This is a genomic window from Sphaerotilus sp. FB-3, from assembly GCF_023706025.1.
Lineage (GTDB): Bacteria > Pseudomonadota > Gammaproteobacteria > Burkholderiales > Burkholderiaceae_C > Sphaerotilus > Sphaerotilus sulfidivorans.
Window position 1 is genome coordinate 47,509 of sequence record NZ_BQWE01000006.1, and the last position, 15,954, is coordinate 63,462.

Genomic DNA, 15,954 nt, shown 5'->3' on the forward strand with positions numbered 1-15,954 from the left:
CTTGGGGTCAAAGCCCCCGGAAGCGCCCCGCGAACACCCGGCTGACCGCCAGCCGCTCGGGTCGGTCGCGCAGCTCCAGCGTGGTGCGGCCCTGCTCGTCGCGCACCGCGCGGGCGATGCAGCGTGCCTGCACCACCGTGCCGCGGTGGATCTGCCAGAAGCGCTGCTCGTCGAGCAGGCCGAGCAGTTCCCGCAGCGACAGCCGGATCAGGTGCTCGCGCCGTGCGGTGACCACCCGCAGGTACTTGTCGGCGGCCTCGAAGTAGATGACGTCGTCGACCGGCACCATCTCGGTGACCGCGCCCTGCTGCGCGGCGATCACCTCCAGCCGCTCGGGCGGGCGCCGCGCGGCCGGCTCGGCGGCCTGCATCAGCTGCTGCAGCCTGCCCACCAGCTCCTCGAATGGCGGCGCGGCGTCCGGGCGCGGCTCCTGCTGGGCCTGCAGCTGCGTCTGCAGTCGCTCCAGGCAGCGGGCGAGCCGCGCCGGCTGCACCGGCTTGAGCAGATAGTCGGCCGCCTGCAGCTCGAAGGCCTGCACCGCGTGCTGGTCGTAGGCGGTCACGAAGACCAGCAGCGGGAAGCCGGCCGCGTCGGCCTCCGGCCAGTCCTCGGCCAGCGCGCGGGCGACCTCCAGCCCGTCCAGGCCGGGCATGCGGATGTCGAGAAACACGATCTGCGGCCGCAGCGCCAGCGTGCGCTCGAGTGCCTGCGCGCCGTTGGCGGCCAGGCCGACGATGCGCAGCGCCGGCCACGCCTGCTGCAGCGCGTGGCGCAGGTGCGCGGCCAGCAGCGGCTCGTCCTCGGCGATCAGCGCGCTGGCGTCCAGGTCGGGGTTCATCGGGCCAGCTCTCCTGTGTTCGAGCTTGAAAGGGCGGCGGGCATCGGCAGCTCGACGCAGGCCTGCGTGCCCTCAGGTCCCGACTGCAGCGTGAACTGCGCCTGATCGCCGTGCAGCGTGCGCAGCCGCTCGCGCACCTGGTCGAGGCCGAAGCCGGTGCCCGGCGGCATGGCCTGCGTCCCCGCACCCGGCGCGCCGTCCAGGCCGACGCCGGTGTCGTGCACCGTCAGGCGCAGCCGTCCGTCGAACTGCGCGGCGCGCACCGTCAGCCGGCCGCCGTCGACGCAGGGCTCCAGGCCGTGGCGGATCGCGTTCTCGACCAGCGGCTGCAGCAGCAGCGCCGGCACCGGCAGCGCGGCCAGTTCGGGCGGCAGCTCGAAGCGGCTTTCCAGCCGCTCGCCCATGCGCACCTGCATCAGCGCCAGATAGTCGCGCAGCCGGTCGAACTCGTCGGCCAGCGCATGCTCGGCCACCCGCGAGCCCTGCAGCGTGGCGCGCAGGAAATCGATCAGGTGATCGAGCATCACGCCCGCGCGTGGCGGGTCCAGATCGACCAGCACCCGCAGATTGGCCAGGGTGTTGAAGAGCATGTGCGGCTCGAGCTGGCTTTCCAGCAGCTTCAGGCGGGTCTCGGCGGCCAGGCGGCGCACCGCCTCGGCCTCGGCCTCGGCCAGCAGCCGGCGGCTCTGCAGCGACTGGAAGGCGGTCAGCACCAGGCCGACGGTCAGCGTGACCATCAGCATCGGCCCGATGCTGATGCCGGCCGCCTCGTGCAGAGGGTTGAGCTGTCCGGGCGCGTGGCCGTTCAGCCAGGCGCCGAGGCGACCGCCGCCCAGATAGCCGACCAGCGAGCCGAAGACGATCAGCGTGCCCATCCAGCCCCAGCCCGGCCAGCCATGCGCGGCCGGCACGTCGCCGGGGTTGCGCGCCAGGCGCCAGCGTGCCACCAGCAGCCGGCCGACATCGATCAGTGCCCAGCAGCTCAGGCCGATCGAGAGCGAATACACCAGCCCGGGGCCGAGCGGGTGACCGAGCATGGTCATCAGGAACAGGGCGATCAGCACGCAGGCGCCGATCGTCCACAGCACGCGGCGGGCCATGCCATGGTGCAGCGGCTGGGGCGAGGGCAGGGCTTGTGGGCTTGTCATCAGAACGCCAGTGTCGCCGCGATCGCGCCGCTCTGGCGCAGGGCGCCCTGTCGCATCGCCGCAGCCTGGGGGCCGCCGAGGCGGCGCCACGCGGCATCGACGCGCCAGCGGTCGCCGCTCCAGCGCAGGCCGGCGCCGAGGCTGAGCCCGCCGTCGCGCGGCTGCCAGAGCAGATCGAGCAAGGGCTCCCAGGCGCCGCTCTTCAGGCTGGCGCGCAGGTAGAGGTTGCGCTGCGCGGGGCGGCTCGCGGCCGTGCCGTCATGCCAGGCCTCGGCCAGCAGCGTCAGGTCCGGGCCGCCGGTCCAGCTCAGACCGGCCAGCGTCTGGTGGCGCGCCTGGTGCGGTTGCCAGCGTGTCGAGGCATGCAGCGCCACCGCGTCGCTGGCGACCCAGGCCAGCGCGGCGCCGAGGCCGGCGCGGCGGTCCTGGCGCCAGTCGGCGTGCAGATGGGCATCCAGCGCGCCCAGGCGGCGGAAATGGCGCAGCGCCAGCGCGCGCTCGGCCGCCTCGCGCTGCGGCTCGACCGCGACCAGGCTGGTGGCGCTGTCGGCATCGACCTGCTCGGCCTGCAGCACCGCGCGGCCCTGCGGCGTGATCGGCAGCAGCGGGCGGCGTTCCTCGCGCTGCACCACGTCGTTCGGCCGGAAGGCCTGGCCGACGTCCCAGGCGACGATGCGCCGGCCGGCGGCGAGCTGCCAGTCGGCGAGGTCGAGGTGGGCATACAGCTCGTTGACGCGGCCCGGCGTGGCGATCTGCGCGTCGCCGTCGGTGCGCTGCAGCGCGGTCTGGGCGTCCAGATGCAGGCCCAGGCCGGTCTGAGCGTCGAGCGCACGGCGGGCGTCGGCGCGCAGCTGGACCTGCGCGCTGCTGCGGTGGCGCGGTGCGGCGATGCGCCCGGGCCAGCGCGCCTGCGCTTCGGCCCAGGCGCCGGTGGTGGCCGGCTGCTGGAACTCGCGCGCCAGCTGCAGCTCGCCCGAGAGCGCGAAGCGGGTCGAGGTGGAGGACGGCGCCGCCTCGTCGGCGCGGGCCACCGGGGGCACCGCCATGGCCATCGCCATCGCCAGCAGGGGCGCGATCGGTGTCATCGGTCGTCACTCCAGCGTCGGGTTGCGCACCAGCGCCATCGGGTTCAGCCAGGACTCCGGCACGCGGCGCACCTGACGCGACAGGTACTCGATGCGGGTGCGGCGGCCGTTGCCGAGCTGGTCGCTCAGCTCCATCACGTCGATGCGGGTCGGCCGCTCGGGCCGGTCGGCGATGAAGCGCGCCTGCTTGGCCAGCTTGTCCGACTGCACGTACAGGTCGGCGCGCACCGGCTCGTGGTGCGTGCGGCCGATCCACAGCTCGATGCGCGCGTAGCTCACGCCCTTGCGCTGCGCCGCCAGACTCAGGTGCCAGCAGGTGGCCGCTGCCGGTGCCGACGGCGCTGCGCCCTCGGCGCAGGGCTCGGCGCCGACCAGCGCCGCGGCGTAGTCCTGCGACCAGCGCAGCGTGGCGATGTCGCCGGTCGAGGCGTCGCCCAGCAGCTTCTGCATCGGCGTGATGCGCATCGGCCGCTGCGTGCCCGGCATCAGCAGCCAGAAGTCGTCGCCCAGCATCAGCACCTTCTGGCCCTGCTCGGCCGGCGAGCGCATGACGACCAGCGAGCGCCGGCCGCTCTGCGCGTAGACGGTGTAGAGCCGCTCCTTGTCGGGCGAGGTGGTGGTGACGCGCGTCTCGACGACGAGGTTGTCGTCGGTCATGCGGTAGCGGTCGGCGTCGGCGAGCAGGCGGGCGACGTCGGGGCCGGGGTCCGCAGCCCGGGCGGGCAAGGCGAGGGCGGATGCGGCGCAGAGGGCGGCCAGCAGCAGCGGCTGCAGCGAGAAGAGCTTGTTCATGGTCATGATCGACCTCCTTCAGACATGGCCCAGCGCTGCGACCACCGGCAGCCGCACCGTGCGTCGCGCCACCCAACCCGAGGCCAGCGCCACCAGTACCGTCACCAGCCCGAGCGTGGCCAGCATCAGCCCGGCGTCCAGCGTGATCAGCAGCGGATAGCCGGTCGAGCGTCCGGGCGGCGGCGGCATCATCACCGGGAAGAGCTGCAGCGCCACCGACACCGCCACCGTGATCGCCGCGCCGATCGCGCCGCCGGCGGCGCCCAGCAGCAGCCCCTCCATCGCCAGCGTCTGCAGCAGCTGACCCGGCCGGGTGCCCAGCGCGCGCAGCGTGCCGATCTCCCGGGTGCGCTCGATCACCGACATCGCCATCGCGTTGGCGACCACCACGACCACGATCACGCCGATGATCAGCCCGAGCGCGCCAAAGATGCGGTTGTAGAGCGCGCGCACGCTGCGGTAGAAGGGCGCCTGTTCCTCCCAGGTGCGCAGCGTCAGGTCGGGCAGGCTCGCGCCGAGCCGCGCGCGCGCCGGCAGCGTGGCCTCCATGCGGTCCAGGAAAATCCCCAGGCTCGACACCCGGTCGGTCACCAGCAGGCGCTGCGCGGTGGCGACATCGGTGTAGACCAGGCGCTGGTCGATCTCGGGCACGCCGGTGGAGACGACGCCGACCACCGTGACGTCGAGCGCGTTCATCGCGCCCTCGGTCGTGCCGGCCAGGAGCGTCAGCGACGTGCCCGGCTGCGCCTTCAGGTTGCGCGCCAGCCCGGCGCCGAGCATCACCGCGCCGCGCTCGGCGCCGGCCAGCTCGCGCCCGGCCTGCACGGTCAGGAAGGGGCCCTTGACCGCGAACTCGGCGTCCGGCTCGATGCCCACGCCCATCATGATCACCGACTTGTCGCCGTTGCTGATCAGCCCGCCGAACTCGACGCGCGGCAGCACCTGGCGCACCGCCGGGTCGGCCAGCAGCCGCCGGCGCAGCGCATCGGCATCCGTCAGGCCGTGCTGCAGCGGCGTGTCCTCGAAGCCGTCGAACTGCGCCGCGTGCGCCAGCACCAGGTGGCCGGTGGTGCGCGCCGAGGCCTCGGCCAGGCCCTGGTAGGTCGAGAGCGCGAAGCCGCCGGCCAGCAGGATGGCCGCGGTGCCGAGCGCGGCGATCGCCGCCGTGACCAGCGAGCGGCGCCGGTTGCGCCGCGTGTTGAGCCAGGCGAAGCGCGCCCAGGCGAGCAGGGGGGTGAGGGGGTTCATGCGGGCATCTCCGTGTCGGCGGTGGCGATCACGCCGTCGCGCAGCGCGATGACGCGGTCGCAGCGGCGCGTCAGCCGCTCGTCGTGCGTGGCGATCAGGAAGGCGGCGCCGTCGCGGTGGCCGAGCTCGCGCATCAGGTCGAGCATCTGCGCGGCGGTGGCCGAATCCAGGCTGGCGGTCGGCTCGTCGGCGATGACGAGACCCGGGCGCTTGATCAGCGCACGGGCGATGGCCACGCGCTGGCGCTGGCCGCCGGAGAGCGCGTCGGGGCGGTGGCCGGCGTGCTCGCGCAGGCCCACCGCGTCGAGCGCCGCGGCGACGCGCGCGCGCCGCTCGGCCGCCGGAACGCCGGCCAGGAACAGCGGGTAGTCGACGTTGTCGGCCACCGTCATCACCGGCACCAGGTTGAAGCCCTGGAAGATGAAGCCGATGGCGTCGCGGCGCAGCGCGGTCGCGGCGGCCTCGTCGCCGGCATCGACCGCCCGGCCGCGCAGCCGCACCGTGCCGGCGTCGGCGCCGTCGATCAGGCCGGCGATGTTCAGGATCGTGCTCTTGCCGCTGCCCGACGGGCCGGTCAGCGCCACCAGCTCGCCCGGCCGCACCGCCAGGTCGACGCCGCGCAGCGCCGGCACCGTGTGCGCGCCGAGCCGGTAGGTCTTGTGCACGCCCTGCAGCTTGATCACCGGAGCGCGTGTCGGGGTGTTCATGCGGCCTCCTTCGCGGCCAGGCGCTGCACCGCTTCGCGGAAGGCCGCAGGCGTGGCGGCCAGCGCCGGGTCGCGCTGAACCTGCTCGAGCAGGCGCCTGCTGCGCTCGCCGCGGTGGAACATCGCCGGCAGCGCCAGGAAGGTGGCGGCGGCGGTGAGCCGCGTCTCCAGCGCCACCGGCACGCCGTGATGCCGTTCCGCGTCGTGCGCGGGCGTCAGCCGCGCCAGGGCCCGGTCGATCAGCGCCAGACCGTCCTCGGCATGGCCGATCTTCTTCCACGGCAGCCAGGTGGTGCGCGCCTGCATCGCGGTGGCCGCACCGGCATAGGCCATCAGCCGGGGATCGCCGGGGCGGGCCTGCAGCAGTGCGGTGAACTGCGCCAGCGCTGGTGCGATGGCTGCGCGGTCGCCGTCGCTGGCGCGGCGGAAGGTGGCGTCGGCCTGGTCGAAGGCCTCGGCCGAGGGGGCGAATGCTGCGGCTGCGGTGGCGGTGGCCGGTGCGCCGGAGGGCACTCCGTCGGCCGAGAAGGCTGGAACCGTCGGTGCGACGATGGCGACCAGCACGCCGATCTTGACGGCGGCCAGCAGCAGGAACAGGGTGCGGCGTGGCATGGAGGGCCTCTCCCGGAAAGCGTTGACGATGACGTCATGGTTCGCTGTCCGTCGCCGCTGCGCAGCCGCGATGCGACGAAGCGTCGCATTCCGGCGCGAACGGCGCTTCTGCCGGCGGGAAAGGTCCGGCGGCTGCGCCGCAGCCGCGCTCAGGCCATCTTCACCGCGGTGCCGCTGACGGCGACCATCATCATGCCGTTGGCCTCGCCGAGCACCTCGTAGTCGAAGTCGATGCCGACGATGCCGTCGGCGCCGAGTTCCTTCGCTGCGGCGCTCATGTCCGCGACCGCCGCATCGCGTGCGCCAGCCAGTGCGCGCTCGTAGCCGCCGGCGCGGCCGCCGACGACATCGCGCACCGACGAGAACAGGTCGCGGAAGATGTTGGCGCCGATGATCGCCTCGCCGTGCACCACGCCGAGAAAGCGCTCGACCCGCGCGCCGCCTTCGCCGTTCGGGATCACCGTGGCGAGAAAGAAACCGTCATCCTGCTTCGAGAACCAGCCCATGTGGACTCCTTGGCTGAAAAGGGGAAGGGAGGGGAAGGAAGGGGAAAGAGACGCCGGGGCGCGCAGGCGCGGCGGCGGGTCAGCGGCGCCGCCCGCCGCCGCCCAGCAGCGAGCCCAGCACGCCGCGCACGATCTCGCGCCCGACCGACGAGCCGATCTGGCGCACCGCCGTCTTGGCGACCGCCTGCACCAGACCGTCGCGCTGGCCGCCGCGCGGGCCGGTCGAGCCGAACAGCAGCGCGCCCAGCGCTCCGCCGAGCAGGCCGCCAGCCTCGGACGGGGCGGCCGGATCGCCGGACCCGGCCGGTGCCGGCCGTGCCGTTATCGCCTCGTTGGCGGCCATGACCCGGCCCTGGAGCTTTTCGTAGGCCGATTCGCGGTCGACCGCCTTCTCGTACACGCCGGCGACCAGCGAATCCTCCCGCAGCTGCTGGCGCTGTTCGGCGCTGATCGGGCCGATCTGGCTGCCCGGCGGCAGGATGAAGACCCGCTCGGTCACGCCGGGGCGGCCCTTGGCATCGAGCAGGCTCACCAGCGCCTCGCCCACGCCCAGCTCGGTGATCGCGGCGCCGATGTCCAGCGCCGGGTTCGGCCGCATCGTCTCGGCTGCCGAGCGCACCGCCTTCTGGTCGCGTGGCGTGAAGGCGCGCAGCGCATGCTGCACCCGGTTGCCCAGCTGGCCGAGCACCGTCTCGGGAATGTCGATCGGATTCTGGGTCACGAAATACACGCCCACGCCCTTGGAGCGCACCAGCCGCACCACCAGCTCGATGCGCTCGGTCAGCACCGCCGGAGCGTCCTTGAACAGCAGATGGGCCTCGTCGAAGAAGAAGACGAGCTTGGGCTTGTCCAGATCTCCGACCTCGGGCAGGGTCTCGAACAGCTCGGACAGCATCCACAGCAGGAAGGTCGCGTACAGGCGCGGCGCGTTCATCAGCTTGTCGGCGGCCAGGATGCTGACCACGCCCTGGCCGTCGATCGTCTGCATCAGGTCCTCGATCGAGAGCATCGGCTCGCCGAAGAAGCGGTCGCCGCCCTGGCTCTCGATCTGCAGCAGGCCGCGCTGGATCGCGCCCACCGAGGCGGCGCTGATGTTGCCGTACTCGGTCTGGAAGGTGCTCCCGTTGTCGCCGACATGCTGCAGCATCGCGCGCAGGTCCTTCAGGTCGAGCAGCAGCAGGCCGCTGTCGTCGGCGATGCGGAAGACCAGCTGCAGCACGCCCTGCTGCGTCTCGTTGAGGTTGAGCATGCGCGCCAGCAGCAGCGGGCCCATGTCGGAGACGGTGGCGCGCACCGGATGGCCCTGCTCGCCGAACACATCCCACAGCAGGGTCGGGCAGCCGCCCCAGTCCGGCGCCTCGAGGCCGCGCTCGCGCAGCACCTGCTCGAGCTTCGGACTGCTGCGTCCGGTCTGGCTGATGCCGGTCAGGTCGCCCTTGATGTCGGCCATGAAGACCGGCACGCCCTGGCGGGACAGGCCCTCGGCGAGTTTCTGCAGCGTGATCGTCTTGCCGGTGCCGGTGGCCCCGGTGATCAGGCCGTGGCGGTTGGCCAGGGCGGGCAGCAGGAGGGCTTCAGTCGCGCCGTGACGGGCGAGCAGGATCGGATCGGCCATGGCAGGTTCTCCGGGCAGCAGGACGCCGAAAAGTAGAATGTCAGTCTATCGAACTCAGCTGAACAACAGTTACAGGAGCATCCATCCATGGCCGGTCATTCCAAGTGGGCGAACATCCAGCACCGCAAGGGTCGTCAGGACGAGAAGCGCGGCAAGGTCTGGACCCGCATCACCCGCGAGATCATCGTCGCGGCCCGCGAGGGCGGCGGCGACATCGCGATGAATCCGCGCCTGCGTCTGGCCATCGAGAAGGCCAAGGCGGCCAACATGCCGGCCGACAACATCAAGCGCAATGTCGACAAGGCCACCGGCAACCTCGACGGCGTGACCTACGAGGAGATCCGCTACGAGGGCTACGGCATCGGCGGCGCGGCCATCATCGTCGACACGATGACCGACAACCGGGTGCGCACGGTGGCCGAGGTGCGCCACGCCTTCAGCAAGTACGGCGGCAACCTGGGCACCGAAGGCTCGGTGGCCTTCCAGTTCAAGCACTGCGGCCAGATCGTCTTCGCGCCGGGCACCAGCGAGGACAAGGTGATGGAGGTGGCGCTGGAGGCCGGCGCCGACGATGTGGTCGTCGGCGACGACGGCTCGATCGAGGTGCTGACCGCGCCGACCGACTTCGAGGCGGTGCGCGACGCGCTGACGGCCGCCGGCCTGCAGGCCGAGATCGCCGAGGTGACGATGCGCGCCGACAACCCGGTCGAGCTGGCCGGCGACGATGCCGCGCGCATGCAGAAGCTGCTCGATGTCATCGAGGATCTGGACGACGTGCAGGACGTGTTCCACAACGCGGTGCTCTGAACCCCGGGCTTCAGGCCCGGAGCGCGGAACCAGACAGAACAAGACACGATACGACACGACAAGCTCGAGCCCGGGCCGCGCGCCTCTGCGGGTGCGGTCCAGGCGCGGTGCGAGGGGACAGGCGATGGCAATGGAAATGTCGGCGGCCGCCGCGATGGCGGTCGAGCGGCCGCGACGTGCGGCGCGTGCAGGCTGGCTGCTGCTGGGCTCGGTGCTGCTGCTGCTGCTGGGCCTGCCGGGCCAGCCGCTGCTGGGTGCGGCCAAGATGGCAGTGCTGTTCCTGCCCGGATGGTGGCTGCTGTCCTTGCGCATCATTCGGCCGGCGCTGCGACGGCCCGCCTTCCTGCTGTGGACCGTGCCCTTCGTCGTCGATGCGGCGGTGCGCGGCTTCCTGCATTTCAGCTATGGTGCGGCGCCGGACAGCTCGCTGGTGCTGACCTCGCTGGCCAACACCCACGGCGACGAGGCGCTGCAATACCTGGAGCAGCATGTGGTGCCGGTGGCGCTGGCCAGTCTGCTGGTGCTGGCGGCGCTGACGGTGCTGGACCGCATCGCCCGCGAGGTCCTGGCCCGCGATCCTGGTCCGGACGATCGCGGCCTGTCCTGGGGGCTGAGCTGGCCGCAGGCGCTGCTGCCGGTGCTGCTGGCGCTGGGCGCCACCGCCAGCGGGCCGTGGCGCGACATGCATCCGCTGGCCTTCTGGCCGCAGTGGCCGGCGCAGCTGGCCGGCACCCGGGCGGCGCTGCGCGACGCCGCGCTCGAGCACCAGGGCTGGATCGACCGCGCGATCCGGTCCGGCGTGGCGGGGCCTGCGACCCGGCGCCATGTCGCGATGCTGGTGATCACCGAGAGCATCAACCGCGACAACCTCGGCCTGTACGGCTATGCGCGGGCCACCTCCCCGGCGCTGGATCGTCATCGCCATGAGCTGCTGGTGATGCGCCATGCCTGGTCGGTTGCGGCCTCGACCGTGCCGGCGCTCGACGCGATGCTGCGGCCGACCGCCGCCGACGGCAGCCGCCAGGACCTGCTGGCGCTGGCGCGTGCGGCCGGCTACCGCATCCACTGGATCAGCAACCATGACGATCTGGCGATCCGCACCCGCCATGGCGGTCTGGCCGACGAGCAGGTCTACATCAACCGGGTGCCGGGCCGCTCGGCGCGCACGCTCGACGGCGAGCTGCTGCCGTCGGTCGACCGCGCGCTGGCCGATCCGGCGCCGCTGAAGCTGATCGTGGTGCATCTGCTGGGTGCCCATCCGCATTACCGCTACCGCTACCCGGAAGGCCAGCCCGAGACCGGCTCCGCCGACGATGCGGTCTCCGCGGCGATGGTCGAGCAGGGCCGCTGGCCGTGGATCCGGCGTTTCCGCACCGAATACGACACCGCGCTGCGCTATCACGACGGGGTGCTGGCGGCGCTGCTCAAGCAGCTCCAGTCCGTGCCGGGCGATGAGCTGACCCACAAGCTCTGGCTGGCGGTGTCCGACCATGGCCAGGATGTCGGCCATGACCGCAACCATGCCGGCCACAGCCCGATGACGCCGGCCGGCTACCGCATTCCCCTGCTGCTGTGGCAATCCGGCCACGTTCCGACCCCCGATGCGCAGGCCCTTGAGCAGCGTCCGGTGCGGGCCGACTGGCTGGCCGATCTGCTGCTGCCCCGGCTGGGCATCACGCTGCCGGGCGCGGATTCCGCGCGCGATGCGCTCTCGGACGACTACCGCTGGCAGCCTCCGGTGCTGCCGATCGCTGTGGCAAACTACCTCGACTGATTTCGGATGTCTATGAAAGTACTGGTTATTGGCGGCGGCGGCCGCGAGCATGCCCTGGCCTGGAAGCTGGCGCAGTCCCCCCGGGTCCACAAGGTCTATGTGGCGCCGGGCAACGGCGGCACCGCCCTGGACCAGCGCATCGTCAACGTGCCGATCGGCAACGATGTGGGCGCGCTGGCCGACTTCGCCGAATCCGAGAAGATCGGCCTGACGGTGGTCGGCCCCGAGGCGACGCTGGCGCTGGGCGTGGTCGACGCCTTCCGTGCGCGTGGCCTGCGCATCTTCGGCCCGTCGAAGGCGGCCGCGCAGCTCGAGAGTTCCAAGGCCTTCGCCAAGGACTTCATGAAGCGGCACAGGATCCCGACCGCCGCCTACGAGACCTTCAGCGATGCCGCCGCCGCACACGCCTATGTGGACAAGATCGGCGCGCCGATCGTCGTCAAGGCCGACGGCCTGGCCGCCGGCAAGGGCGTGGTCGTGGCGATGACGCTGGCCGAGGCCCATGAGGCGGTCGACTGGATGCTGCTCGACAACAAGCTCGGCGTGCAGCACAACGACGCCGGCGCCCGGGTGGTCATCGAGGAGTTCCTGCAGGGCGAGGAGGCCAGCTTCATCGTCATGGTGGACGGCCGCAACATCCTCGCGCTGGCGACCAGCCAGGACCACAAGCGCCTGCAGGATGCCGACCAGGGCCCGAACACCGGCGGCATGGGCGCCTACTCGCCCGCGCCGGTGGTCACGCCCAACATCCATGCCAAGGTGATCCAGGAGATCATCCGGCCGACGGTCGAGGGCATGCGCCGCGACGGCATGCCCTTCACCGGCTTCCTGTACGCCGGCCTGATGATCGACCCCACCGGCGGCGTGAAGACGCTGGAGTTCAACACCCGCATGGGCGACCCGGAGACGCAGCCGATCATGATGCGCCTGAAGAGCGACCTGCTCGAGGTGCTGCTGCATGCCACCGACGGCTCGCTCGACCAGGTCACGCTGGACTGGGACCGCCGCGTTGCGCTGGGCGTGGTGATGGCCGCCGGTGGCTACCCGCTCGACCCGAAGAAGGGCGACACGCTGCGCGGCCTGCCGGCCGAGACCGAGGACTGCAAGGTCTTCCATGCCGGCACCGCCACCGGCCCGAACGGCACCGTCGTCACCAGCGGTGGCCGGGTGCTGTGCGTGACCGCGCTGGGCGACTCGGTGCGCACCGCGCAGCAGCGCGCCTACATCGGCGTGCAGTCGATCCAGTTCGATGGCATGCAGTACCGCAACGACATCGGCTACCGCGCGATCAAGCGCGGCGGCAGCGCCTGACATGGCCATGCCCGACGAGCAGCCGCTGTCGAACGAGGCGGTGCGCGGCTGGCTGCTGGGCCTGCAGCAGTCGATCTGCGATGCGGTCGGTGCCGAGGACGGCACGCCCTTCCTGACGGACGCCTGGGAGCGCCCGCCCGGCGGGCGGCTCGAGGGTGCGGGCATCACCCGGCTGATCGAGGGCGGCGCGCTGCTCGAGCGCGGCGGCTGCGCCTTCTCGCAGGTCCGAGGGCCGGCGCTGCCGCCCTCGGCCACGCAGCACCGGCCGGAGCTGGCCGGCGCGCCCTTCGAGGCGATGGGCGTGTCGCTGGTCTTCCACCCGCGCAACCCCTATGTGCCGACGGTGCACATGAATGTGCGCATGCTCTCGGCCACGCCGACCGAGGGCCCGGCGGCCGGGCAGACGGTGCGCTGGTTCGGCGGCGGCATGGACCTCACGCCCTACTACGGCTTCGAGGAGGACGCGGTGCATTTCCACCGCGCCTGCCGCGATGCGCTGGCGCCGCACGATCCGGCGCTGTACCCGCGCTTCAAGGCCTGGTGCGACGAGTACTTCTTCCTGAAGCACCGCGACGAGCCGCGCGGCATCGGCGGCATCTTCTTCGACGACTTCTCGGCGCTGGGCGCGCAGGGCAGCTTCGCGATGCTGAAGGATGTGGGCGACGCGCTGCTCAAGGGCTGGCTGCCGATCGCGCAGCGCCGCCGCGACACCCCGTACGGCGAGCGCGAACGCGACTTCCAGGCCTACCGGCGTGGTCGCTACGTCGAGTTCAACCTGGTCTGGGACCGCGGCACGCTGTTCGGTCTGCAGTCGGGCGGGCGCACCGAATCCATCCTGATGTCGATGCCGCCGAACGTGAGCTGGCGCTACCGCTGGGCGCCGGAGCCCGGCACGCCCGAGGCGCGCCTGGCCACCGACTTCCTGCGTCCACGCGACTGGCTCGCCGAAGCCGAAGCCGCCGAAGCATCCGGCACCGATGGCCTTTGAGTCGCTCCGGGCCGGGCGGCGGGGGCGCCGCATCGGCCTGTTCGGCGGCAGCTTCGATCCGGTCCACCAGGCGCACCGCGAACTGGCCGACGCGGCGCTGGCGCAGCTCGGTCTGGACGAGCTGCGCTGGATTCCGGTGGGTCGGGCGTGGCAGAAAACCCGACAGATGGCCCCGGCGGCGCATCGCGCCGCGATGGTCGGGCTCGCGATCGGCGACAATCCCGCCTTCGTGCTCGAGCGCTGCGAGATCGAACGCGACGGACCGAGCTACACGCTCGACACCGTCGCCGAGCTGCAGCGGCGCGACGGGCAGCGGCATCCGGGCGAGCCGGCCGACTGGTTCCTGATCATCGGACAGGACCAGCTGGCCAACTTCGCCACCTGGCACGGCTGGCGCGATCTGCTCGGGCGGGTCGTTCTGGCGGTGGCCGGCCGGGCCGGCGACGCGGTGCAGATGCCCGTGGCGCTGGCCGAGGCCGGCGCGCGGGTCGTGCCGCTGGCGATGATGCCGATGACGGTGTCGTCGACCGAACTGAGGACGCGGCTGGCTGCAGGCGAGCCGGCGTCCAGCCTGGCGCCCCGGATGGTGGCGCCGGCGGTGGCAGGCTATATTGAACGCCACGGCCTGTACCATCCCCACCCCCCGAACACGGAACAAGAACGGATCTAATGGACATCCGCAAGCTGCAACGCGCCATCGTCGATGGCCTCGAGGGCGTCAAGGCCCAGGACATCGTGGTCTTCAACACCGAGCATCTCTCGCCGCTCTTCGAGCGGGTGGTGATCGCCTCGGGCACGAGCAACCGCCAGACCAAGGCCCTCGCCGCCGGCGTGCGCGACGAGGTCAAGGGCATCGGTGGCGAGATCCTGAGCATGGAGGGCGAGGACAACGGCGAGTGGATCATCGTCGACTGTGGCTCGGCCGTCGTCCACATCATGCAGCCGGCCATCCGGCAGTACTACCACCTCGAGGAGATCTGGGGCGGCAAGGCGGTGCGCATGAAGCTGGCCAGCCAGCGCAAGGGTCTGGCCAAGGCCTCGGAAGGACCGGCCGACGAGGACGACGGCGAGGGCGAACAGGCCGGCGTCGACGTGCCGGCCCGCAAGGCGGCCGCGCGCAAGCGCGGCTCCTCCGCTGCCGAAGCGGTGGCCAAGCCGGTCAAGCCGGCTGCCAAGCGCGCTCCGCGTGCGGCCTCCGCCACGGAAGGCGCGCCGGCCGCACGCAAGACCGCCGCCCCGCGCAAGACGGCCGCCCGCAAGTCCACGCCGAAGATCCAGACCGTCGTCATCAACGCGCCCGAGCGCAAGGCCGCCGCACCCGCTGCCCGCAAGCGCGCGGCGCCCAAGCGCGGCTGACGCCCGGTCCGCGCCGTGAAGCTGACGATCGTCGCGGTCGGCCAGCGCATGCCGGCCTGGGCCGAGACGGCCTATGACGACTATGCCAAGCGCTTCCCGCCGGACTGCCGGCTGGAGCTCAAGGCCGTCAAGACCGAGCCGCGCACCACCGGCAAGCCGGTGGAGGCGCTGATGGCGGCCGAGCGCGCGCGCATCGAGGCCGCGCTGCCGCGTGGCGTGCGCCGGGTGGTGCTCGACGAGCGCGGCACCCGGCTGAGCACCGTCGCGCTGGCCGAGCGGCTGCAGGCCTGGCAGCACGACGGGCGGGATGTCGCGCTGCTGATCGGCGGGCCCGACGGGCTCGATCCGGCGCTGCGCGAGGACGCCGACGAGCGCGTGCGCCTGTCGGACCTGACGCTGCCGCATGCCTTCGTGCGGGTGATGCTGGCCGAGGCGCTCTACCGCGCCTGGTCGGTCAACGCCGGCCATCCCTATCACCGTGAATGAGCCCGAGTCGCCTTCGATGACCTTCCGGATCCACCTTGCCTCGCAGAGCCCGCGCCGGCGCCAGCTGCTCGACCAGATCGGCGTGCGCCACGAGCTGCTGCTGCCCGGTGACGACGAGGATGCCGAGGCGCTCGAGGCCGTGCTGCCGGACGAGGCGGCGCTCGACTATGTCCAGCGGGTCACGCTGGCCAAGCTGGAGGCCGCGCGGCTGCGGCTGGAGCGGCGCGGGCTGGCGCCGCTGCCCATCCTGTGCGCCGACACCACCGTGGCGCTGGACGGGCGCATCCTGGGCAAGCCGGCCGACGCCGCCGAGGCCCGCGAGATGCTGACGGCGCTGTCGGGCCGCGAACACCAGGTGCTGACCGCGGTCGCGCTGGCCTGGCCGCTGCCGGACGCGCGCGCGCCGCTGCTGCGCCTGAGCCGCTCGACGGTGCGCTTCGCGCCGATCGGCCCCGAGCGCATCGCCGCCTATGTGGCCTCCGGCGAGCCGATGGGCAAGGCCGGCGCCTATGCGATCCAGAGCGGCGCGGCCGCCTGGATCGAGCACATCGCCGGCAGCTATTCGGGCATCATGGGCCTGCCCCTGTTCGAGACCGCGGGCCTGCTGCGGGAGGCCGGCGCCACGGTCTGATCCTGATCCGGGCCTGATCCGGGCAGCGCCGCCACAACACAGACAGAAAGC

Annotated in this window: 17 protein-coding genes; 8 read left to right on the plus strand and 9 right to left on the minus strand. The window is 72.3% G+C overall.

Features of this window, described 5'->3' with window-relative positions; genetic code table 11:
* Positions 1 to 7: 7 nt before the first annotated feature.
* The 9 genes from NFT33_RS01760 to NFT33_RS01800 all read right to left on the minus strand — a co-directional run bounded on the left by NFT33_RS01760 (position 8) and on the right by NFT33_RS01800 (position 8,550).
* Positions 8 to 838 carry a LytR/AlgR family response regulator transcription factor gene (locus NFT33_RS01760; RefSeq protein ID WP_251672724.1) on the minus strand — a complete coding sequence of 277 codons (831 nt, stop codon included), beginning with the start codon at positions 836 to 838 and terminating at the stop codon, positions 8 to 10.
* Positions 835 to 1,986 (minus strand): sensor histidine kinase, encoded by a 1,152-nt coding sequence (locus NFT33_RS01765; protein WP_251672725.1) that lies wholly within the window; start codon positions 1,984 to 1,986, stop codon positions 835 to 837. The genes NFT33_RS01760 and NFT33_RS01765 overlap by 4 nt, the downstream gene beginning before the upstream one ends.
* Positions 1,986 to 3,071 (minus strand): hypothetical protein, encoded by a 1,086-nt coding sequence (locus NFT33_RS01770; protein WP_251672726.1) that lies wholly within the window; start codon positions 3,069 to 3,071, stop codon positions 1,986 to 1,988. Before NFT33_RS01770 ends, NFT33_RS01765 begins: the two co-directional genes overlap by 1 nt.
* Before the next feature lie 6 nt (positions 3,072 to 3,077).
* A complete protein-coding gene (locus tag NFT33_RS01775) occupies positions 3,078 to 3,869 on the minus strand; it encodes an outer membrane lipoprotein-sorting protein (RefSeq protein WP_251672727.1) in 792 nt (263 codons plus the stop codon).
* Between the two features lie 12 nt (positions 3,870 to 3,881).
* The gene (locus NFT33_RS01780) at positions 3,882 to 5,111 is read right to left on the minus strand and encodes an ABC transporter permease (RefSeq protein WP_251672728.1); all 1,230 of its coding nucleotides are present in this window, start codon (positions 5,109 to 5,111) and stop codon (positions 3,882 to 3,884) included.
* A complete protein-coding gene (locus NFT33_RS01785) occupies positions 5,108 to 5,818 on the minus strand; it encodes an ABC transporter ATP-binding protein (protein WP_251672729.1) in 711 nt (236 codons plus the stop codon). Before NFT33_RS01785 ends, NFT33_RS01780 begins: the two co-directional genes overlap by 4 nt.
* Positions 5,815 to 6,429: a hypothetical protein gene (locus tag NFT33_RS01790; protein WP_251672730.1), complete on the minus strand. Its 615-nt coding sequence runs from the start codon at positions 6,427 to 6,429 to the stop codon at positions 5,815 to 5,817. The genes NFT33_RS01785 and NFT33_RS01790 overlap by 4 nt, the downstream gene beginning before the upstream one ends.
* A 149-nt stretch (positions 6,430 to 6,578) precedes the next feature.
* Positions 6,579 to 6,935, minus strand: coding sequence for a heavy metal-binding domain-containing protein (locus NFT33_RS01795; RefSeq protein ID WP_251672731.1), 357 nt, complete (start codon positions 6,933 to 6,935; stop codon positions 6,579 to 6,581).
* Positions 6,936 to 7,014: 79 nt separating this feature from the next.
* Positions 7,015 to 8,550 carry a helicase HerA-like domain-containing protein gene (locus NFT33_RS01800; RefSeq protein WP_251672732.1) on the minus strand — a complete coding sequence of 512 codons (1,536 nt, stop codon included), beginning with the start codon at positions 8,548 to 8,550 and terminating at the stop codon, positions 7,015 to 7,017.
* 87 nt (positions 8,551 to 8,637) lie between these two features.
* Here NFT33_RS01800 and NFT33_RS01805 point away from each other — a divergent pair, with 87 nt between their 5' ends.
* From NFT33_RS01805 to NFT33_RS01840, 8 genes are all read left to right on the plus strand, one after another.
* A complete protein-coding gene (locus NFT33_RS01805) occupies positions 8,638 to 9,357 on the plus strand; it encodes a YebC/PmpR family DNA-binding transcriptional regulator (RefSeq protein ID WP_149503734.1) in 720 nt (239 codons plus the stop codon).
* 130 nt (positions 9,358 to 9,487) lie between these two features.
* Entirely contained in the window at positions 9,488 to 11,131 is a 1,644-nt protein-coding gene (locus tag NFT33_RS01810) for a phosphoethanolamine transferase (RefSeq protein ID WP_251672733.1), read from the plus strand.
* A gap of 12 nt (positions 11,132 to 11,143) precedes the next feature.
* Positions 11,144 to 12,442 (plus strand): phosphoribosylamine--glycine ligase, encoded by a 1,299-nt coding sequence (gene purD / locus NFT33_RS01815; protein WP_251673036.1) that lies wholly within the window; start codon positions 11,144 to 11,146, stop codon positions 12,440 to 12,442.
* 1 nt (position 12,443) lies between these two features.
* Complete coding sequence (gene hemF, locus NFT33_RS01820; RefSeq protein ID WP_246606918.1) at positions 12,444 to 13,430, plus strand: oxygen-dependent coproporphyrinogen oxidase; 987 nt, start codon at positions 12,444 to 12,446, stop codon at positions 13,428 to 13,430.
* Positions 13,420 to 14,100 carry a nicotinate (nicotinamide) nucleotide adenylyltransferase gene (gene nadD, locus NFT33_RS01825; RefSeq protein ID WP_251672734.1) on the plus strand — a complete coding sequence of 227 codons (681 nt, stop codon included), beginning with the start codon at positions 13,420 to 13,422 and terminating at the stop codon, positions 14,098 to 14,100. The genes hemF and nadD overlap by 11 nt, the downstream gene beginning before the upstream one ends.
* Complete coding sequence (rsfS, locus tag NFT33_RS01830; RefSeq protein WP_149503730.1) at positions 14,100 to 14,786, plus strand: ribosome silencing factor; 687 nt, start codon at positions 14,100 to 14,102, stop codon at positions 14,784 to 14,786. Before nadD ends, rsfS begins: the two co-directional genes overlap by 1 nt.
* 15 nt (positions 14,787 to 14,801) lie before the next feature.
* Positions 14,802 to 15,272, plus strand: coding sequence for a 23S rRNA (pseudouridine(1915)-N(3))-methyltransferase RlmH (gene rlmH / locus NFT33_RS01835; protein ID WP_037478939.1), 471 nt, complete (start codon positions 14,802 to 14,804; stop codon positions 15,270 to 15,272).
* A gap of 16 nt (positions 15,273 to 15,288) precedes the next feature.
* Entirely contained in the window at positions 15,289 to 15,903 is a 615-nt protein-coding gene (locus NFT33_RS01840) for a Maf family protein (protein ID WP_251672735.1), read from the plus strand.
* The last annotated feature ends 51 nt before the right edge of the window (positions 15,904 to 15,954 follow it).